The organism is Mesoterricola silvestris, from assembly GCF_030295405.1.
GTDB classification, from domain to species: Bacteria; Acidobacteriota; Holophagae; order Holophagales; family Holophagaceae; genus Mesoterricola; species Mesoterricola silvestris.
Genome location: NZ_AP027080.1, coordinates 4728054 through 4746447, shown reverse-complemented (window position 1 = coordinate 4746447; position 18394 = coordinate 4728054). Strand labels below are relative to the sequence as shown.

Below are 18394 nucleotides of genomic sequence, written 5' to 3'. Positions count from 1 at the left end.
CATACAATGCGCATCATCCGCACCATCTCCGAATTGAAGGTCGCCCTCAAGGCGCTCCGGGAAAGCCACAAGAGCATCGGCTTCGTCCCCACCATGGGCTACCTGCACGAGGGGCACGCCTCCCTCATCAAGCAGAGCACGGCCCGCTGCGACGCCACGGTGGTCTCGGTCTTCGTCAACCCCACCCAGTTCGGGCCCGGGGAGGACCTCTCCCGCTACCCCCGGGACCTGGAACGGGACCAGAACCTCTGCCTGCGCCTGGGCGTGGCGATCCTCTTCATGCCCGAGGCCGCCGAGGTCTACCCCACGGGCTTCTGCACCTCCATTTCCGTGGGGCCCATCGCCGACGCCCTGTGCGGCGCGTTCCGCCCCGGGCATTTCCGGGGCGTGGCCACGGTGGTGGCCAAGCTCTTCAGCATGGTGCAGCCCGACCTGGCCTTCTTCGGCCAGAAGGATCTCCAGCAGACCGCCATCATCCGCAGGGTGGTCAAGGACCTGAACCTGCCCGTGGACATCCTCGTGGCCCCCACGGTGCGGGAAGGCGACGGCCTCGCCCTCAGCTCCCGCAACGCCTACCTCACCGAGGCCGAGCGCGCCCGGGCCCTGGGCATCAGCCGGGGCCTCTTCGCCGCCACCGCCGCCTTCGAGAAGGGCGAGCGCGACGCCGAGGCCCTGGCCGCCCTGGCCCGCGCGAGCATGGAGGCCGCGGGCGAGGTGCAGTACTGCCAGGTGGTGGACCCCTCCAGCCTCGACCCCATCGTGGGCGGCATCAACCGGCCCGCGGCCCTGTGCGCCGCGGTGGTCGTGGGCGGCACCCGACTCATCGACAACGTCCTCCTCACCCCCTCGGGGGAGCCGATGCAGTTCATAAGCCACCTCGAAGCCTGAAGGGGGCGTGGTCCTGGACGAAACTCCCAATCGGGAGCAGAATCTTCAGTTGGCCGGGACCCCCCTTTCCGGGGCCTGGACCGGAGGAAGCCATGCTGAGAAATTTCCTGCTCGGGAAGGTCCACCGCTGCGTCGTCACCCGGGCCGATCTGGACTACATCGGGTCCATCACCCTCGATCCCCTCCTCATCCGGGCTGCGGGGTTCCTGGAGAACGAGAAGATCGATATCTACGACGTCACCAACGGGGCCCGGATCAGCACGTACGTCATTCCCGGGCAGGAGGGGTCCGGCGAGGTGGGGATCAACGGGGCGGCCGCCCACCATGTGCGGGCCGGGGACCTGGTGATCCTGGCCGCCTACGGCTGGATGACCGAGGAGGAGGCCGCCGCCCGCAGGCCCAAGGTGGTGTTCGTGGATGACCGGAACCGCATCACCGAGCTCGCCCACGAGGAGCGGACGCCGGTGGCCTAGCCTCCAGGTTCGCGCTGCCCGCCATCAGGAGGAGGGTGAGGCTGTTGAAGTCGTCCGTCCAGGGGCGGACCCCGCCGGCCAGGGTGTCCCCGGCCGCCACCCGCCGGAGGAACTCCGGCGAAGGGTCGACCAGGGTCCCGGGGGGCAGGGGGGGGAGGATGATGGCCCGGGCGGGCTGCACCAGGGCGGGGTCCAGGAGCATGGCGGGGTCCTTGCCCAGGAGGATGAAGCTGCTCCATTTCTGGAGCGGGCCCAGGGGAGCCGGGTTCTCCCTTCCGGGGGAGACGATGGCCAGGGCCCCCAACCCCAGGGCCTTGGCATTGGCCAACACCAGGCGGTCCACGGGGAGCCGGTTGGTGACGTTCAGGACGAGGAGGCCGCCCGGCGCAAGGTGGCGGCCATAGTCCTTCATGGCTTCCAGGGTGAGGAGGCTCGCGGGCACATTGCCGCCGCTGAAGGCGTCCAGGAACAGCAGGTCGAAGCCCTGGGGCGGCTCCAGGCCCAGGCGGTGGCGGCCGTCGCCCGGGAGAATCTCGCACCGGGCCGGGCAGGCATCCACCACGGTGAACTCCCGCCCGTGGTGGCCGGCCAGCCGAATGACCTCGGGGCTGATCTCATAGATGCGCACCTGATCGCCGGACACGGCATGGGCGAGGACGTTGCCCACGCCCAGGCCGACGACGCCGATGCGCAGGGTGGGCCGCACCCTGCGGAGCCGGGCCAGGGCCAGGGCGATGCCCGAATGGTCCTGGTAGTAGGCCACGGGCAGGAGGGGGGCGTCCATGCGCTCCAGGCCATGGACCGTGCGTCCGTGGAACATGACCTTCAGGGCGCCGCCCCCGAAGGAGGCGACCTTGATCTGGCCGTAGAAATCCCGGTAGCTCCGGTCGGGGAGCTGCGCGTTCCGCACGAGGCCCGTGAGGGTCAAAGCCAGGCAACCCGCCAACGCTACCCAGCCCGGCGCCCGGGGAGGCCGCGCCCCCAGCACGGCCACCAGGCCCACCAGGGTCACCGCCAAGGGGAATTCATGGATCCGGTTGAAAACCAGCGGGGCGAGGACGCTCACGGCGATTCCCCCCAGGACCCCGCCGAGGGCCAGGGTCAGGTAGAACGCCGAAAGCCGCGACGGGTGGGGGCGGAGGGCGTGGAGCCGGCAGTTGCAGAGCAGGCAGCCGGTGAACAGGGTCGTGAGAAGCAGGGCGGTGAGGAGCGTCAGGCCGGGTAACCGGGTGGCCGCTGGAATCAGGAGCAGCGTCAGAAGGAAAACCCCCAGGGTCAGCCCCTGGGCCCAGGGCCCCTCCAGGTCGAGCTTGCCGTCGAAGGCCAGGATGAAGGTCAGCAGGTAGATCACCAGGGGCAGGACCCAGAGGAGGGGCACGCCGGAAAGTTCGGTCGTCAGGAGGTTGGTCACGGCCATCAGGAGGACCGTCCCCGTCAGGGCGATGAATCCCCAGGCCCAGGGCGAGGCCCCGGCCTCCCCTCCATCCTCGGGCCGGGAAGGACCCAGGTCGGGCGAATCCATGGCCTTGGCCGAAAGGCGGGCCATCAAGGCCACGTAGAGGACCACCAGGGTTGCGGCGGCCCAGGCCTGGGTCTTCAAGGGCAGGAAGGGTTCCACCAGGAAGGGATAGGCGAGCAAACCGAGCAGGGAACCGGCATTGGAGAGCGCGTACAGGCGGAACGGATTCCCCCCTCCGGTGCGGAGGAACCAGGCCTGGGCCAGGGGTGAGCTGGCGGCCAAAGGCAGGGCGCAAAGCCCCACCCCCGTCACCAGGACGCGCAGGACCGCCAGGGGAGGATTGACCCCGGCGGCCCCGGAGGAGCCGGAGGCCGGGACCAGGGGGAGTCCCGAGGCGTGGAAGGTCCAGGCCAGGCTCGCCAGGGCCAGCCCCAGGACGACGCGGTGGAGGTGGCCCTGGACCCGGGGGGAGGCCCGGGTCAGCAGGAGGTGCGCATAGGCATAGCCCGCCAGGAGAACCGCCTGGAAAAAGAGCATGCAGGTCAACCAGACGTGGTTGCCGCCGCCGAACCAGGGCGCGATGACCTTCGCGATGAAAGGTTGCAGGAAGAAGAGGAGGAAGGCCCCCAGGAAGGAAATGGCACCGGCTGTCATGATCCCTGACATTACCAAGAATCCCCGCCCCGGGAGCGGATCTATTGCGGGGGGGGCGACCCCGTATTTTTCTAATCGGGCTTCCCATTATTCCTAAGAGTTGCTAAAAGTGTGTCAGCCCCCGGCCAGGCAGGACCGGGAGCCCCTGGGGAATCGCCCGACGCGCTTCCGCCGACTTCTTGAGAGGTAACAGCCATGGAAGTCCGACGGTCCCTCGTGGTCAATGCGACCCCGCTGGAGATGCGAATAGCCCTCCTGGAAAATGGCCAGCTGTGCGAGTTGTTCATCGAACGCACGACGCAGGTCAGCCAGGTGGGGGACGTGTACAAGGGCCGCGTGGCCAAGCTCCTGCAGGGCATGCAGAGCGCCTTCGTGGCCATCGGAGGCGCCAAGGACGGGTTCCTGTACCTGGACGAACCCGAAACCCACCGCCTGCCCTCGGAGGAGGTTTCCGAGGAGGACGAGGGGGGCGATTCCTCCCTGGAATTTCCCGCCCTGCCGGTGACCCTGCCGCCGGTGAAGGAGGGGGAGGAGATCCTCGTGCAGGTGGTGAAGGATCCCATCGGCAGCAAGGGACCCCGTCTCTCCCGCCACATCAGCTTCCCGGGGCGGTTCCTGGTGCTCATGCCCGGAATCGAGCACGTGGGCATCTCCCGCAAGATCACCAACCCCCAGGAGCGGGAGCGCCTGAGGAACCTCATCAAGGGCCACGCCCTTCCCGGCGAGGGCTTCATCGTGCGCACCGCCGCCATCGGCGAGAAGGACGAGGACCTGGTGAGCGACGTGGCCTACCTGCGGGAGCTGTGGGCCGATCTCCAGGCCAGCTGCCAGAACCTCCAGGCCCCGAGCCTCGTGTGGAAGGATTTCCGGCTGCTCCAGAAGGTGCTCCGGGACCTCTTCCGGGAGGAGGTCTCCAGCTTCTGGGTGGACCGGGACGACACCTACCGGGAGGTGGTGGATTTCGTGAGCCGGCTGCACCCGGAGTGGGTGGGCCGCATCAAGCACTTCACCTCGGACCTGCCCATCTTCGAGGCCTTCGCCATCGAGAAGGAGATCGACGCCGCGCGCCAGCCCAAGGTCTTCCTGCGCCACGGCGGCAGCATCGTCATCAACCAGACCGAGGCCCTGGTCAGCGTCGACGTGAACACCGGCAAGTTCGTCGGGAAGAAGGATCTGGAGGAGACGGTCTTCCTCACGAACATGGAGGCCATTCCCGAGGTGGTGCGCCAGCTGCGCCTGCGCAACCTGGGCGGCATCGTGGTCATCGACTTCATCGACATGATGGACCCCGCCCACCGGGAGGCCGTCATGAAGCGCATGCAGGAGGAGCTGGAGCGGGACCGGAATCACGCCCGGGCCGTGGAGATCAGCGACTTCGGCCTGGTGGAGATGACCCGCAAGCGCACCGGCCCCAGCCTGGAGCGGCTCCTCACCAGCGCCTGCCCCCACTGCGAGGGCTCCGGACGCAGGCCCAGCGCCGAGACCGTCGTGCTCGGCGTCTACCGCGAAATGGCGCGCCAGGGGGAACGGCTGCGGGGGGCCCAGCTCCGCCTCACCCTCCATTCCGAGCTGAAGACCGCGCTGCAGCCCGACACCCGCGAGGGCGTGAACCAGCTGGCCCGGGCCCTGGGAGCCCACATCCTCTGGCAGGAACGGAGCGACGGCCCCGTGCATCAAATCGACATCGAAGTGGTCCCTGGCCGCTAGGAGTCACGCCATGAGCCGATCCGCCCTGAAGGACGACGTCTTCCTCCGGATGGCCCTGGAGCTGAGCCGCCTCGGCACCTGCTGCCGGCTGAAGGTGGGGTGCGTACTCCTGAGGGCCGACGGGGGCCTGGCCTCCGGGGGCTACAACGGGGCCCTGCCCGGCATGGCCCACTGCACCCCCGAGACCTGCGGCCCGGGCATGCGCTGCCTGCACACCAGCCACGCCGAGGAGAACGCCCTGGGGTTCTGCGACGGGGCCGTGCACACCGCGTACGTCACCGACGAGCCCTGCCTGACCTGCACCCGCGCCCTGGTGCGCCGCGGGGTGCGCAGGGTGGTGTTCCTGCGCCCCTATGCGAGCATCGCCGAGCAGGAGCGGGCGGAGCGGGAGGGCATCCTGGCGCACTTCGGGGTGTCCTGGGAGCATCTGGACCTCCATGGCCAGCCCACCGCCTGAGGGGGTGCCCCGTCCGGCGCCCGGGGAAGCCGTGATCGGCACGGACGCGTCAGCCCGGCGCCGGTGGTTTACCGCGCTGATGTGCGCGGGCCTCCTCGCGTCGGTGTGGATCGTGTACTTCCAGGTGCGGACCTTCCAGTTCGTAAACTTCGACGACCTGGTGTACGTGACGCGAAACCCGCAGGTACTCAAGGGCCTCTCCTGGGAGACCGTGGCCTGGGCCTTCCGCACCGGGGCCGCGGCCAATTGGCACCCGGTGACCTGGCTTTCCCACCTGGCGGACGTGTCGATGTTCGGCGCCGATCCGGGCTGGCACCATCTGGTCAGCGTGGTTTTCCACACGGCCGGCACGATGCTCGTCTTCCTCGGCCTGCGGTCCATGACGGGGGACCCTTGGCCCAGTTGGTTCGTGGCGATCCTTTTCGCGGTCCATCCCGTCCATGTGGAAAGCGTGGCGTGGGTGTCCGAGCGCAAGGACGTCCTGAGCACGGTGTTCATGCTTCTCACGATCTGGGCCTACGTCCGGGGGCTGGAGAACCGGAGGATGCGGTGGGCCGCGGTGATTCTCTACGGCCTGGGCCTCATGGCCAAACCCATGCTGGTCACCCTTCCCATCCTGCTGTTGATCCTGGACCGCTGGCCATTGGGCCGGAATGGGTCCCTTCGCGCCCGGCTCCGGGAGAAGGTTCCCTACTTCGCGCTGGCCGCGGGCTCCAGTCTGGTGACCTTCGTGGTCCAGCGGTACGGCGGGGCCGTGGCCACCCTGGAGAGTGTGCCCCTGCCGGTTCGGGCAGGCAATGCCCTCATCGCCTATGTCAAGTATCTCGGGAAGATGGTCTGGCCGGTCTCCCTGGCGCCCTTCTACCCCCTCAGGGCCGTGGACATCGCCCCCTGGAAGGTCCTGGCGGCTCTGGCCCTGCTGGTGGGGATCACGGTGGCCGCCTGCCGCCTGAGGGAGCGCAGGCCCTATCTGCTGGCGGGGTGGCTCTGGTACCTGGTGGCCCTGGTCCCGGTGATCGGACTGGTGCAGGTGGGTTCCCAGAGCATGGCGGACCGCTACACCTACATCCCGCTGCTGGGGCCCTTCGTGATGGTGGTCTGGGGCCTGCGGGACGCGGCCTCCCGGGGGAGGATCCGTCCCTGGGTCGTGGCCCTGGCCGGAGGATGCGCCACGGTGATGCTCATGGGCCGGGCCCATGGCCAGGTGGGCTTCTGGCGGGACAGCCTTACGCTGTTCACCCATGCGCGGAGGGTCACGGTCGACAATGCGGTCGCTCGCACCAACCAGGGCCAGGCCCTGCTGGTGGCCGGCCGGCTCGATGAAGCCCTTCCGGAATTCCGTGCCTCCATCGCCATGGCTCCCCGGGCCCGGATTCCGCGGTTCCTTCTCTCCAGGGCCCTCGTCCAGCTCGGCCGGCGGGAGGAGGCGGCGGCCTGCCTGAAAGGCCTGTTGGAATCCACGCCCGGGGATTCCGAAGCCCTCCGGGAACTCGCCCTTCTCTTCCTGGATATGGGTCGGTTGCAGGAGGCCGCCTTCTGCTATCGGGAGTATCTTTCCAAGGAACGGCCCCGCACGGACGGGGAGCTGGACCCCTACTTCCAGGCGGACCGCGACCAGGATGCGCGCCTGCGCCTGGGTTTCCTCTACCGGCGCCTGGGACAGCATGCGGAGGCGATCACGTGCTTCCTGGCCGCGACCCAGAGCAACCCCTCGGATCCCGCCCCCCTCTTCAACCTCGGGCTCTCCCTGTCGGCCGTGGGCAGGGACACCGAGGCCCTTGCCTGCTTCAGGCGGTGCGCGGTCCTCGCGCCGCGGCAGGTGCAGGTGCGCCTGCAGCTCGCGGCGTCCCTGAAAAAGGCAGGCGCCCTGGAAGAAGCCGGGGCGGAATGCCGGAAGGTGCTGGAAATCCAACCGGGCAATGGGGAAGCCCAGCGGCTCATGGGGACGCTCCATAAGCCCTGAAGTTGAGCCGGGGGACAGGCTATTCTGAGGGTATCCGGAACGCACGTCCGGGCCCCCACACAGGAAGGCGCGATGCTGAACAACAAGAAGGTCGTGGTGGTCATGCCCGCCTACAACGCCGCCCGGACCCTCCGGCAGACCCACGGGGAAGTCATGGACCTTGGGCTGGTGGACCTGGTCATCCTGGTGGACGACTGCAGCCAGGATGAAACTGCGGCCATCGCGCGGAGCCTCCCCAACACCAAGGTCCACGTGCATGACCGGAACAAGGGCTACGGGGGCAACCAGAAGACCTGCTACCGGCTGGCGCTGGAAGAGGGGGCCGACGTAGTGGTGATGCTGCACCCCGACTATCAGTACACCCCGCTGCTCATTCCCGCCATGGCTTCGGTTATCGCCAATGGTCTCTATCCCTGCGTCCTGGGCTCCCGGATCCTCGGGGGCCGGGCCGTGGCCCAGGGCATGCCGGGGTGGAAGTACGTGGCCAACCGCTTCCTCACCCTTTTCAGCAATGTCATGTTGGGGGCCAAGCTCTCGGAATACCACACCGGATTCCGGGCGTTTTCCCGGGAGGTGCTGGAGCGCCTGGACCTCGAACCCAACAGCGACGATTTCGTCTTCGACAACCAGATGCTTGCGCAGATCATCTGGAACGGATTCACCATCGCGGAAGTCACCTGCCCCGCCAAGTACTTCGCCGAGGCCTCCTCCATCAATTTCCGCCGCAGCGTCCAATATGGCTTCGGGTGCCTCCACACGGCCCTGGCGTTCCGCCTTGCACGGTGGGGCCTGGGCGGGTCCCCGCTATTCCGTCGCCCGGGACGCGGCGACTGAGGCCGGGCCCCGGGAATCCGGCACAAGGGGCGAGGCGGCCGTCAGCAGGGCCTTCGCCCGTTCCTTGGCGGCCTTGTAGGCCTCCTCGGAGACCACCTCGTGCGACTTGAGGAGGTACCCCTCGTAGAGGTACCGGTAGGCGCCTCCCGCCTTCAACGGCTTGACCACCTCCAGATCCGCCCCCTTGCCGAAGGCCAGGGTGACCTGCTCAGCCCGCTCCTCTGCGGACTGGTCCTGGTCCGTGAACCAGATGCCATTCTTGGCGATGCCGGTCGTAAGCGCCAGCTTGGCCACGTCCATTTCCCGGAAGAGGCCCACGGCGGATTCCGAGAACAGATCCAGGGAAAGAGTCTGGTACCTCAGGGGGGCCACCGGATGGGACGTCTCGAGGGTCTGGCGGTCCAGCGGGGTGTTCCGGTCTATGGCCTTGGCCAGGGCGTCCCGCAGGGAAAGGACGCTGACGGTGGTGGCCACCGGGGCCGCTCCGGGCGGCGCCTGGAAACCGGGGCCGTCCACCTTGAAGGTGATGCGCGCCTCCCAGGGATCCAGGTCGTAGCCGTGGACGCCGCTGAGGCGGATGGTGTCCGTGACGTGGTAGAAGCGTTCGCCGTGGTCGGAGAACAGGACCCGGGTGGCCCCGGCGAACCGGGGGTCCCGGTCCAGGCCCGCCCATATGGGTTCCCAGGCCTTGAGGATGGAGCGCATGCGGAGCGAATAGGAGGTGAACGGATCACCCCGCTGATCGTACCGGGCGGCCCGGGCCGCGGTGATCTGCTGCCGGGCATAGAAGGGTTCCAGGGAGACGGGCCTCAGCGTCCACCAGGACTTGATTTCCGCCAGTTCCTCCCGTCTCAGGAAGATCGGCACATGGGCCAGGCAGGAATGGAACATCACCAGCTTGGATCCCGCGCCCAGGCGAAGGGCCTCCCGTAGCCCCGCATCCAGGGGGGCCCAGGGATTGGTGGTGGGGAAGGCCCGGCCCCAGTTCTCCCAGGCGGCGAAGAGGGGGAAGCCCGCGCTCATATTGGAGTTCACGAAGTTCTCCCAGCCCGGGGCCGGCATCAGCACGTCATCGAAATTGGAGGGGCGCCCCGCCAGACCGATGGTCCCACCATCATCGATGTAGAACCTGGGCTTCCACCCCTTTTCCTGGGCGCGGTCGATGAGGGGCAGGGGGAATTGCCCCAGGAGCTCCTCCTTGAGGGGGGGGGCGTGGCCGATGGTGTACACCATCGGGTCGCCGCCCCACAGGATGGCCCACAGGAGCCGGGTGGCGGGAATGACCGTGTAGGCGTTGAGGTAGGTGGTTCCCGTCCAGGCGGAGGTGGCGGGAACGCCCACGTCCTGCCGAAGGCCGTCCAGCCCGATGATCAACACCTGGGTTCGGTCCTGGCCTCCCTTGGCCGGGGTGAGCAACCGCGGAAGCCGCTCCGGAAGCAGGGGGACCAGGGACCAGAGCCCGAGCCACGCGGCCGCCAGCAGGGTTCCTCTCACCGGGCCGAGGCCCTCCCGCCGGATCCACCGCACCGGGAAGGCCAGGGTCAGCACCGCCAGAAGGGGAAAGATGAGCCAGAAGGGCAGGAACTTGAGCCCTGGGATCAGCCAGAGGGTGGTGGGCACCTGCCACCACAGGAGGAGGTGGGTCCACAGCAGGGCCGAGAGGGTGAACAGGAACCCGTCCAGGGGCGTCCAGCGCCTGGAATAGCCCCTGCGGGCCAGGGTGGCCGCCACCAGGGTGGCCCCCCAGAGGGCAAGGCCGGCAATCACGTAGAAGGGGATCAGCAGGGTCAGGGAAAAGCGCAGGATGAAGGCCTTCACCGGGGCCACCATCACGCCGGCGGACATGAGGGTCTGAATGCCCGCTTCCGCCGTTTTCAAACGGTAGCCCACCAGGAGGAACAGGACGACTACGAAAAGAAGGCCCCCTGCCAAAGGCGCCGCCCAGCGGCCAACAATCTTCTGCATTCCGCATCCCTCTCTGGACAAAACAGGAGGGGGACGAATCCCCCTCCCATCAGCGTAACGAAAGGCTGACTACTCGATGGCCGAAACCTTGGCGACCTTGGAGGAGCCCTGAACGAGGCCGTTGATCTTGACGGCGCCGCCGAGCCAACCGGGGGCGGCGGAAGTGGGGAACTGCATGCGGTATTCGCACAGGCCCGTCGTTCCGGCCGCACCCTTGAGGGCGGTGACGGCCGCGGACTGGGTGCTGCCCAGGTTGGCCGTGGCAACAGCCGTGTTGAAAGCGCCAGTCGCGGGATCCCAGGGGTTCTTGTCATTGCCGCCGGTCTGGGCAAGGTAGTTCGACAGGCTGGTGACGATGGAGGTAGCCTTCAGGCCCGCTTCGCGGAACTTGTCGTACTGGCCGATCAGGTCGCCCACGCGGCCTTCCATGTTGGAGATGGCCGTCTTGTCGCGGGCGCGGGCGCGCTGGCTGAGCAGGGCGGGGATGGCGATCGCGCTGATGATGCCGATGATGGCCAGCACCAGGAGCAGTTCGATGAGGGTGAAGCCGGACTGTCTCTTCATAAGGTCTCCTTCGTGAGATGGACCCCAAAGCAAGCAATTCCAATGCCATCGGGGTAAGGTTGGTTGGGTAAGGCGGCCTCTAGGATAATATCAGTTGTTCCAAGAGGGAAGGTTGGGAAAAAGGAATCTTTCGGTTGGGAATCGGCTGCTAGGGTGCCCTCCTGCGTCACCCGGGATGCCGCTAGGCGTCAGGGTGGGTCCGGTGGGGCTTTCAAGGGGGATCAGGGGTAGATTTTCCTAAGTATCGCAAAGTTCTGTAGGACTTTGAAGCCAAGCCCGGCGATTTCCAGGTTCATGACCGGGTAGTTCCTCGCCGAAACATGGGTGTGGAATTTCCGGACCCCCCGCTCCTTCAGATCGTTGATCAGGTAGTAGTCCATGATCGCCCCCAGGCCCGTGGTCTTGAGGCTTGGCAGCACGCCTCCCACGAACATGAGCACTTCGTCCGCACCCAGGTACCTGTGGGTGTTGAACCCCACGATCCGTCCGGACTCCCGGCTCACCAGCTTGAAAAGCCGCTCGTCCGGTTCCCGGTAGGACTTCTCCACGTAAAGGCGGTACCGGCGCCCCGAGACGCCGGGGTCGGTGGCGCTGAGCAGGGGATCCACCGAGAACCTGTCCGCGACGAAGGTGGTCTGGGCGATTTCCAGGATCTCCGCAAGGTCCGCCTCGCCGGTCACCGGGGAGAACGTGTAGGGGAAGGCCGACGTATCGCGGGTCCTGGGCCGTCCCACCAGCTTGAGCTGCAGTTCCAGGAACCGGAAGCCCTGGTCCTCCAGGTGGTGGATGCCTTCCAGGTCCTCGATGGGCAGCTTGCAGACGCAGTAGCGGGGGGCGTGCTGGGCCAGGTAGGCGGCCTCCAGGGCGGCGAAATCCGCATGGATGGAGGGTTCCCGCAGCTCCAGCACGGTGCGCCCCAGGGCTTCCGAATCGATGGGGATCCTCTCGGCGAACATGGGTGGCCCTCAGAGCGCGGTCATGTGGTCCGCGTGGAACGCCTCCACCAGCTGCTCGGGGTAGGGGCGTTCCAGCATGTAGTTGATGTCCTCCCGGATCCGGGAGGCATAGAGGTCGAAAGCGGCCCTCGCGCCTATGGTGGACAGGAAGCCGTCCCCGCATGGCACCTGCGGCATCAATCCCCCGGCCACGGCCTCGGCCTCGAAGGCGCCGTCGGAGGCGGGGATGACGTCCTTGTGGCGCACGTACAGGGTGTAGGTGTCGTCGTAGGCCCGGCCCGAAGCATCCGTGATGCGCCCGGTGAAGGGTCGCGGGTACCGGTAGGGCACCTGGAGCCGCTCCTCCACGAAATGCGAGAACGTGAAGCATTTGGACGGGCGCACGCCGAGGAAGAGGAACTGAGCGTCGCGCTCCCGGAGCATCAGGTCGAAGGTGCAGCCCTCCCCCACGGAGTTCCGGCCCACATCGGTGACGAGGTAGGGCCTGGCGCCCAGCAGCGCGGTGGACATGAGCGGGTCCAGGGAGCGTCGCGCCCCGGGCCGCCTTCGCACGTACTCGTTCAGGGCACCCATGTGCGAGCGGGAGGTGCGGACGTCGAAATCCTGGCCGTTGCAGAAGCTGAAGGTGAAGGTGGGAAACAGCAGGGTGCCTGCGCCCAGGTCCAGGAGGACCTCCAGGAGCGCGCCCAGGAGGCCTTCCCGGCCGAGATCCGGGTTCGGCTGGCCGAAGGAGATGTCCGTGTGCACATAGAGGATCTCGTGGCCGCCGGCGCCGGCCCGGCGCAGGCCTTCGGCCAAGGAGGCGCGGGTGACCCACTCCCCCGAGGCGGCGCGAAACAGTCTGCAGTCCTTGGCCATTCCCATCTCCTACAGCCCCTTGCAGGCGCTGAACCCCCCGTCGGCGACGATGTTCTGTCCCGTGACCCACCGTGCCTTGGGCGACAGGAGGAATTCGACGTAGTTGGCCACGTCCGCCACGCTCCCCAGGCCCAGGGGGTGGGCGTCCCTGCAGCGGTCGAGGTAGGCCTCGGGCAGGGCTTCCGTCATGGGGGTGAGGACCGCCCCCGGCAGCAGGGAATTCACCCGCACCCGGGGCGAGAGCTCCGCGGCCAGTGCCCTCACGTAGGCATCGGCGGCGCCCTTGGTGGCGCAGTAGATGCCCTGGCCCTTGGCGCCCAGGCGGCTGTAGATGCTGGAGATCAGCAGGATGTCCTGAAGGGTCCTGCCGTTGTGCGCGGCCTGGAGGAGGACCTGGATGATCTCGGCGGCGGAAAAGAAATTCACGTTCATGGCCCGCAGGCTGTCCCCGTAGACATCGAGCCGGGTGGGTCTCACGCTGACGGTACCCGCGCAGTGGACCAGGGCGGAGACCCTGGCGCCGGAGGCCCGGAGGAAGGCCTTCAGTTCTTCGGCCAGAAGGTCAGCCCTGGCGAAGTCGGCCGTCCACACCAGGTGGCCGCCGCCGGCGCAGGCTCCGCGCACCCCCTCCAGCCGCTCCCGGTCCCGCCCATGGAGGATCAGTTTGCGTTCCGGGGCCAGCGCCACCGCGACCCCACTTCCGATCCCCGAGGACGCCCCCGTGACCAGGGTGAAGGCCGGCGCGTCCATCACCTGCCCAGCTTCGCCCGGAGCAGGTCCTCGAGGTCCCCGACCCTGCGCACCGTGAGGAATTCCTCGGAGGACAGGGCGACCTTGTACTCGGAATCGATCATTGCCAGGATGGTGAGGACCCCCAGGGAATCCCAGTTCTCGAAATCGCCGATATCGGAATCCCGGCGGACGTCCTCGCATTCCAGGATCTCTCGGAGCTTCTGGTAGAAAACGTCCATGGTGACTTCTCCCGGTTCCATCAGTAATCCACAATTTCGCAGAATTCCATGTTCCCAATGGTCATGAGAATCGAACTCCACGTCAATCCGACCCCGAACCCGGCGAAACAGGCGGTGAAACGCTGGTCCTTGAGCTTGTGCCCCAGGTTGAGGCATACGTTGGTGGGTATCGTCACGCCGCTGGCGTTGCCGAACCGCTCCACCACGTTCCCGGGCATGCGCTCCGGCGGGATTTCCAGCTTCTCGGCGAGCTTCTGGATCATGAACTTGTTGGGCTGGTGGAAGAGGAACCAGTCGATGTCCGCGAGCGCGACACCGGCGGCCGTCGCGAGCGAGAGGATCATGGGGGGGACTTCGGTCATGACGAAGGTGAACACGTCCTGGCCGTTCATGACCAGGTGATCCTGGGCCCGGAGGTTGCCGGTGCCGTCATCCACCGGGACGGCCGTTGCGGGGGTGGAGGGCATCCGGAAGCCTCCGGCCGGAATGGCCAGGGCGTTCCTCCGGGTGCCGTCCATCTGGATATTGGCGTGGATCCGGGGCCCCCCGGGATCCTTCTCCACGACGGTGATGGAGGCGCCGTCCCCGATGAGCGGGAAACTGTTCCGGTCCTGCCGGGAGGTCTTCCTGCTGAGCACATCGGCGTTGAGCACCACCACCTTGCGGATCGCCGGCTGGTCCAGGAGGGCGAAGGCCTGGAGCAGGCCGATCTCGAATCCGGCGCAGCCCTGGTTGATGTCCAGACAGATCATGTCGCGCTTCAGCCCCAGCTGGCCCTGGATGATGTTGCTGGTGGGGGGCATGAACTGGTCCGGCGACTGGGTCACCAGCACCAGGGCATCGATGTCCTCCATCCGCAGCAGCCCACGGTCGAACAGATCCCGGAGGCCGAAGACGCACAGGTCCGATACGCAGACGCCGTCCTCCACGATCCGGTGCTCGCCGAACCCCATGACCGGCTTGAGCCTCAGGGTTTTTTCCCTGGGGAACGTGTAGTTGCCGGCCTCGTCGTCGAACCGGGAGACGCGGGCGGGCAGGACCGTGAGGATCCCCGAGATCTTCTTGCCTTCGTAGGTGAGGTTCATTTCCTTCGGCTCTTATCGATCAGGTGTCCGATGGTGGCGAGATTGGCAAAATTCTCGGGCACGATATCCTGGCCGTCAATGCGGATGCCGAAGGACTCCTCGAGCTCCCCGACCAGGGACAGCAGGTCGAAGGAATCCAGCATCCCGTCCGTGATGAACGACTGGCTGGTGGAAAAATCGAATTCGGGCCGGATCCCGTTCAGGATGTCCAGGACAAGCTTCATGGCTGCACCTCCCTGATCATCACCCGGTCCACGAGGCCGTCCGGAGCGTACCCGTAGTGGCCGTACTTGGCGATGGCGTCTGCGTTGGAATCAAGCACCCACAGGAGGAAGCGTGTCACGGCGGGGCTCCGGTGGAAGTAGTCTCGGATCAGTCTAGCGCCGATCCCCTGGTCCCGGTGGCCGGGGCCCACCAGCCAATAGCGGAGGGTGGAACTGGCGCCGAGCGTGTCGGAGTAAAGGAACCCGGCGATGCCGGCCCCGCCGCGGACCACCCGGACCCGGCCCGCGGCCACCGCCAGGTCCAGGTCCTCGCGGGAGGGAAGGTGCTCCTTGAGAGGATCGAAGGAAGCCTCCAGGTTCCGGAGCAGGGCGTCGACATCCGCCGCCACCGCCGGCTCTGTTTCCGCGGGAGGCGCGGGTGGGGGCGGCGCGCCCTTGGCCTGGATCCGGGCCAGCCGGGTGAGGCGGGAATAGGTCCTGAAACCGGCGGCCTGGAACCAGCGACTCATCTCCTCCACCCGGTCCGCGCGGCCCAGGAGGTCCAGAGTGAGGAGCCCCTCCCCCTCGAGGTGGCCAAGGGAGCCGGCCAGGGCCGCCTCGTCCGCGGCGCAGAAATGGAGATGCCGGAACCACCGGTCCTTGCGCAGGAAGAGGGCGCAGCCCCCGGTCCCAAGGCAGGCGAGGTCCCCGCGCGCGATCCATTCCCGGGCCTTCGCGGGGTCCAGGAAGAGGTTGGTGACATAGGCATCCGCCCCGGCCTTGACCGAATCCACCGCGGCCATGAGGGCTTCGAGGCTGGGGACCGGGGCGAAGGCGCTCATCCGAGGAATTCCTCCTGGAGCCGCTTCCGGTCGATCTTGCCATTTGGGTTGCGCACCATGGCCTCCACCTGGTGGAACGCGGTGGGCAGCATGTACTTGGGCAGGACCTGCTGGAGCCTCTTCCGGATCTCCGCGGGCGTCACCTGCCGCTGGCTCTCGAAGACGAGGATGATCTCCTTCCGTTCCCGGTCGTACAGGACGCAGGCGTTGGCGATGTCCTCCACCGAATTGACGAGGACGTGCTCGATCTCCCCAAGCTCGATGCGGTAGCCCAGGTGCTTGACCTGGAAATCCTTGCGCCCGTCGAAAAGGATCTCGCCCGCGTCGTTGACGTGGACGAGGTCCCCGGTGCGGTAGATCAGCTCGGGGTAGCGGGTGTTGAGGGGGTTCTGGACGAAGGCGCCGCGGGTCTTTTCGGGGTCGTTCCAGTAGCCCATGGCCAGGGACGTGCCGCGGACGCAGAGCTCGCCCTGGGCCCCGGGCGGGACCTGGCGCCCGTCCGCGTCCAGGATCAGGATATCGGTGTTCCGGCAGGGGAAGCCGATGGGCAGCGGCTCCTCGTCGGCGAAGTCCCGGTCCACGGCGTAGTAGGTGCAGTCCACCGTGATTTCGATGGGGCCATAGAGGTTGACGAACAGGGCCTCCGGGAAATGGCGGCGCCAGTAGTTGAAGTGCCGGGTGGGGAACACCTCCCCGGCGAACAGCACGTTGCGCAGCGCCCGAGGCTTGATTGCGGCAAAGGTGTCCTGGTTGCTGATGTTGACCATCACCGTCGGCACCCAGAAGAGGAAGGAGATGCGTTCCGAGGCGAGGAACTCCACGAGTCTCGTGGGGAAGCCGCCATGCTGCTCCGGGATGATGACGAAGGTACAGCCCTTGGCGAGGGTGTACCAGAGTTCCAGCGTGTAGATGTCGAAATGGAACGGAGAGAGGCTGCCGATGCGCTCCTCCGGCCCGAACCCGAACCTCCCGAAGAGCCAGTCCATGAAATCGATGATGCTCCGGTGGTTGAGCACGACGCTCTTGGGGGTTCCCGTGGAGCCCGAGGTGTTGATGATGCAGGCGGGGTCCGTGTCGATCACCCGCTCCAGGCGGCGAAGGATGGCCTCGGCGTCGTTCGCGGCGCCAGGGAAGTCCTCGACGAACAGGAGCCGCTCCGGCGCCACACCGAGCCCGGCCGCGGCCTCCGCCTGGTCCCGGGACGTGATCAGGAGGGCCGGCCGGACATTTTCCACCACGTTCCGGAGCCGCAGGGCAGGCGTTTTGGCATCGAGGTTCGTATAACAGTTCCCGCTGAAGAGGATGCCCAGATCGGCGGCGATCATCGCCGTCCCCCGGGGCAGCAGGACCGCGATGGCCTCGTTGAGGGACCTGGTGCGGGTCTGGATGGCGGCGGCGCACCGCAAGGCCTGGTCCCGGAGGTCCTGGAAGGAGGTGGCCGTACCGTGGTCCTCGATGGCCACCTTGGTGGGGTGGGTCCGCAGGGCCCCGGTCAAGAAATAGTCCAGCACGTTGATCTGCATGGTTCCGGCCTCTCCTCCGCTTTAATCCCTGGGGTGGTCCGAAAGGCCGATGCGGTCCCGGACGACATAGAGGGGGCGGCGCTTGGTCTCGTCAAAGGTCTTGCCGATGTAGAGTCCCAGAATTCCAAGGTTCATGAACAGCAGGCCGCTGATGAACCAGAGGGAGACCATCACGCTCGCCCAGCCTTCGATCCGGATTCCGACAAAGAAATGGCGGTAGAGGATGTATACGATGAATGCGAAGGAAACCAGGGAGATGAAAAACCCAAGCCGGATGAAAAGCCGAAGCGGCTTGTTGGACTGGGAGACGATGCTGTCGATGGCGAGCCGTATGAGGCGGCCGGAGGTGTAGGACGTGAGCCCCTCGTAGCGTGCCGCATGGTCGATGTCGATGGCGGTGGTCCGGAATCCGACCCAATTCGCGAACAGGCCGTAGGAGCGGTTGTGCTCCCGCATTTCGCCGATGCTCTGGGCGACCTGCCGGGAGATGATGCTGAAGTTGGCCACGCGGCCATCGATGGATCCATCGATCAGATATCCGTAGATTCGGTAATAGGCGGTGGACATGGCCTTCTTGAGGAAGGCGTCCTTGCGATCGTGGCGCCGGCCGAAGACGGCATCATAGCCTTCCTGGGCCTTGGCGTAGAGCTTGGCGATCTCCTCCGGCTGGTCCTGGAGATCGCAATCCATGACGACGATCCAGTCCCCTTGGGCGTGATCGAGCCCGGCGGTGATCGCGAAATGCTGTCCGAAGTTCCGGGAGAGATCGAGGCCCTTGACCCGCGGGTCGGCGGCGGCAAGGTCGCGGATGACCGCCCAATCGTTCTCGGGGCTATGGTCGTTGACCATGATGATCTCAAAATCCGGCGTGATGGCTTCCAGGGTGAGCCGGAGCCGCCGGTGGAGTTCGGGCAGGATCCGTTCGGCCTTGTAGACCGGGGTCACGACCGAAATGTGCACCATCCTCGCCTCCGGGATGTCCCGAGAATACC

At 66.9% G+C, this 18394-nt stretch carries 18 protein-coding genes; 6 read left to right on the top strand and 12 right to left on the bottom strand.

Going from position 1 to position 18394, the window contains the following annotated elements:
- Nucleotides 1-6 precede the first annotated feature (6 nt).
- Nucleotides 7-888 carry a pantoate--beta-alanine ligase gene (panC, locus tag R2J76_RS20375; RefSeq protein ID WP_316413507.1) on the top strand — a complete coding sequence of 294 codons (882 nt, stop codon included), beginning with the start codon at nt 7-9 and terminating at the stop codon, nt 886-888.
- Nucleotides 889-980: 92 nt separating this feature from the next.
- Entirely contained in the window at nt 981-1361 is a 381-nt protein-coding gene (panD, locus tag R2J76_RS20370) for an aspartate 1-decarboxylase (protein WP_316413506.1), read from the top strand.
- Here panD and R2J76_RS20365 read toward each other — a convergent pair.
- The gene (locus tag R2J76_RS20365) at nt 1321-3474 is read right to left on the bottom strand and encodes a fused MFS/spermidine synthase (RefSeq protein WP_316413505.1); all 2154 of its coding nucleotides are present in this window, start codon (nt 3472-3474) and stop codon (nt 1321-1323) included. The two genes, panD and R2J76_RS20365, sit on opposite strands and share 41 nt — an antisense overlap.
- A gap of 195 nt (nt 3475-3669) precedes the next feature.
- On the opposite strand from R2J76_RS20365, the gene R2J76_RS20360 reads away from it, so the two are divergent.
- The 4 genes from R2J76_RS20360 to R2J76_RS20345 all read left to right on the top strand — a co-directional run bounded on the left by R2J76_RS20360 (nt 3670) and on the right by R2J76_RS20345 (nt 8435).
- Nucleotides 3670-5181: an Rne/Rng family ribonuclease gene (locus tag R2J76_RS20360; protein WP_316413504.1), complete on the top strand. Its 1512-nt coding sequence runs from the start codon at nt 3670-3672 to the stop codon at nt 5179-5181.
- A gap of 10 nt (nt 5182-5191) precedes the next feature.
- Complete coding sequence (locus R2J76_RS20355) at nt 5192-5638, top strand: deoxycytidylate deaminase (protein ID WP_316413503.1); 447 nt, start codon at nt 5192-5194, stop codon at nt 5636-5638.
- 31 nt (nt 5639-5669) lie between these two features.
- Nucleotides 5670-7601 (top strand): tetratricopeptide repeat protein, encoded by a 1932-nt coding sequence (locus R2J76_RS20350; protein ID WP_316413502.1) that lies wholly within the window; start codon nt 5670-5672, stop codon nt 7599-7601.
- Between the two features lie 72 nt (nt 7602-7673).
- The gene (locus tag R2J76_RS20345) at nt 7674-8435 is read left to right on the top strand and encodes a glycosyltransferase family 2 protein (RefSeq protein ID WP_316413501.1); all 762 of its coding nucleotides are present in this window, start codon (nt 7674-7676) and stop codon (nt 8433-8435) included.
- Here the strand turns inward: R2J76_RS20345 and R2J76_RS20340 are convergent.
- The 11 genes from R2J76_RS20340 to R2J76_RS20290 form a co-directional block, all read right to left on the bottom strand.
- On the bottom strand, nt 8406-10400 hold the full coding sequence (locus R2J76_RS20340; protein WP_316413500.1) for a hypothetical protein: 1995 nt from the start codon (nt 10398-10400) through the stop codon (nt 8406-8408). The two genes, R2J76_RS20345 and R2J76_RS20340, sit on opposite strands and share 30 nt — an antisense overlap.
- A 69-nt stretch (nt 10401-10469) precedes the next feature.
- The gene (locus tag R2J76_RS20335) at nt 10470-10964 is read right to left on the bottom strand and encodes a type II secretion system protein (protein WP_316413499.1); all 495 of its coding nucleotides are present in this window, start codon (nt 10962-10964) and stop codon (nt 10470-10472) included.
- A 221-nt stretch (nt 10965-11185) separates the two neighbouring features.
- Nucleotides 11186-11920, bottom strand: a complete 735-nt coding sequence (locus tag R2J76_RS20330; protein WP_316413498.1) for a GNAT family protein — start codon at nt 11918-11920, stop codon at nt 11186-11188.
- A 9-nt stretch (nt 11921-11929) separates the two neighbouring features.
- On the bottom strand, nt 11930-12778 hold the full coding sequence (locus R2J76_RS20325) for an AAC(3) family N-acetyltransferase (protein WP_316413497.1): 849 nt from the start codon (nt 12776-12778) through the stop codon (nt 11930-11932).
- A gap of 9 nt (nt 12779-12787) precedes the next feature.
- Nucleotides 12788-13528: an SDR family NAD(P)-dependent oxidoreductase gene (locus R2J76_RS20320; protein WP_316413496.1), complete on the bottom strand. Its 741-nt coding sequence runs from the start codon at nt 13526-13528 to the stop codon at nt 12788-12790.
- Nucleotides 13528-13749 carry a phosphopantetheine-binding protein gene (locus tag R2J76_RS20315; RefSeq protein ID WP_316413495.1) on the bottom strand — a complete coding sequence of 74 codons (222 nt, stop codon included), beginning with the start codon at nt 13747-13749 and terminating at the stop codon, nt 13528-13530. Before R2J76_RS20315 ends, R2J76_RS20320 begins: the two co-directional genes overlap by 1 nt.
- Nucleotides 13750-13769: 20 nt before the next feature.
- Complete coding sequence (locus R2J76_RS20310; RefSeq protein WP_316413494.1) at nt 13770-14834, bottom strand: 3-oxoacyl-ACP synthase III family protein; 1065 nt, start codon at nt 14832-14834, stop codon at nt 13770-13772.
- Entirely contained in the window at nt 14831-15058 is a 228-nt protein-coding gene (locus R2J76_RS20305; protein WP_316413493.1) for an acyl carrier protein, read from the bottom strand. Before R2J76_RS20305 ends, R2J76_RS20310 begins: the two co-directional genes overlap by 4 nt.
- On the bottom strand, nt 15055-15879 hold the full coding sequence (locus R2J76_RS20300) for a GNAT family N-acetyltransferase (protein WP_316413492.1): 825 nt from the start codon (nt 15877-15879) through the stop codon (nt 15055-15057). The genes R2J76_RS20305 and R2J76_RS20300 overlap by 4 nt, the downstream gene beginning before the upstream one ends.
- Nucleotides 15876-17402, bottom strand: a complete 1527-nt coding sequence (locus R2J76_RS20295) for an amino acid adenylation domain-containing protein (RefSeq protein WP_316413491.1) — start codon at nt 17400-17402, stop codon at nt 15876-15878. The genes R2J76_RS20300 and R2J76_RS20295 overlap by 4 nt, the downstream gene beginning before the upstream one ends.
- A 21-nt stretch (nt 17403-17423) precedes the next feature.
- Complete coding sequence (locus tag R2J76_RS20290) at nt 17424-18365, bottom strand: glycosyltransferase family 2 protein (protein WP_316413490.1); 942 nt, start codon at nt 18363-18365, stop codon at nt 17424-17426.
- Nucleotides 18366-18394 lie beyond the last annotated feature (29 nt).

What these genes read in the sequence shown, in the direction of transcription:
- panC (WP_316413507.1), top strand. Translation starts at nt 7, where the DNA reads ATGCGCATCATCCGCACCATCTCCGAATTGAAGGTCGCCCTCAAGGCG.
- panD (WP_316413506.1), top strand. Translation starts at nt 981, where the DNA reads ATGCTGAGAAATTTCCTGCTCGGGAAGGTCCACCGCTGCGTCGTCACC.
- R2J76_RS20365 (WP_316413505.1), bottom strand. Translation starts at nt 3,474, where the DNA reads ATGACAGCCGGTGCCATTTCCTTCCTGGGGGCCTTCCTCCTCTTCTTC.
- R2J76_RS20360 (WP_316413504.1), top strand. Translation starts at nt 3,670, where the DNA reads ATGGAAGTCCGACGGTCCCTCGTGGTCAATGCGACCCCGCTGGAGATG.
- R2J76_RS20355 (WP_316413503.1), top strand. Translation starts at nt 5,192, where the DNA reads ATGAGCCGATCCGCCCTGAAGGACGACGTCTTCCTCCGGATGGCCCTG.
- R2J76_RS20345 (WP_316413501.1), top strand. Translation starts at nt 7,674, where the DNA reads ATGCTGAACAACAAGAAGGTCGTGGTGGTCATGCCCGCCTACAACGCC.
- R2J76_RS20340 (WP_316413500.1), bottom strand. Translation starts at nt 10,400, where the DNA reads ATGCAGAAGATTGTTGGCCGCTGGGCGGCGCCTTTGGCAGGGGGCCTT.
- R2J76_RS20335 (WP_316413499.1), bottom strand. Translation starts at nt 10,964, where the DNA reads ATGAAGAGACAGTCCGGCTTCACCCTCATCGAACTGCTCCTGGTGCTG.
- R2J76_RS20330 (WP_316413498.1), bottom strand. Translation starts at nt 11,920, where the DNA reads ATGTTCGCCGAGAGGATCCCCATCGATTCGGAAGCCCTGGGGCGCACC.
- R2J76_RS20325 (WP_316413497.1), bottom strand. Translation starts at nt 12,778, where the DNA reads ATGGCCAAGGACTGCAGACTGTTTCGCGCCGCCTCGGGGGAGTGGGTC.
- R2J76_RS20320 (WP_316413496.1), bottom strand. Translation starts at nt 13,528, where the DNA reads ATGGACGCGCCGGCCTTCACCCTGGTCACGGGGGCGTCCTCGGGGATC.
- R2J76_RS20315 (WP_316413495.1), bottom strand. Translation starts at nt 13,749, where the DNA reads ATGGACGTTTTCTACCAGAAGCTCCGAGAGATCCTGGAATGCGAGGAC.
- R2J76_RS20310 (WP_316413494.1), bottom strand. Translation starts at nt 14,834, where the DNA reads ATGAACCTCACCTACGAAGGCAAGAAGATCTCGGGGATCCTCACGGTC.
- R2J76_RS20305 (WP_316413493.1), bottom strand. Translation starts at nt 15,058, where the DNA reads ATGAAGCTTGTCCTGGACATCCTGAACGGGATCCGGCCCGAATTCGAT.
- R2J76_RS20300 (WP_316413492.1), bottom strand. Translation starts at nt 15,879, where the DNA reads ATGAGCGCCTTCGCCCCGGTCCCCAGCCTCGAAGCCCTCATGGCCGCG.
- R2J76_RS20295 (WP_316413491.1), bottom strand. Translation starts at nt 17,402, where the DNA reads ATGCAGATCAACGTGCTGGACTATTTCTTGACCGGGGCCCTGCGGACC.
- R2J76_RS20290 (WP_316413490.1), bottom strand. Translation starts at nt 18,365, where the DNA reads ATGGTGCACATTTCGGTCGTGACCCCGGTCTACAAGGCCGAACGGATC.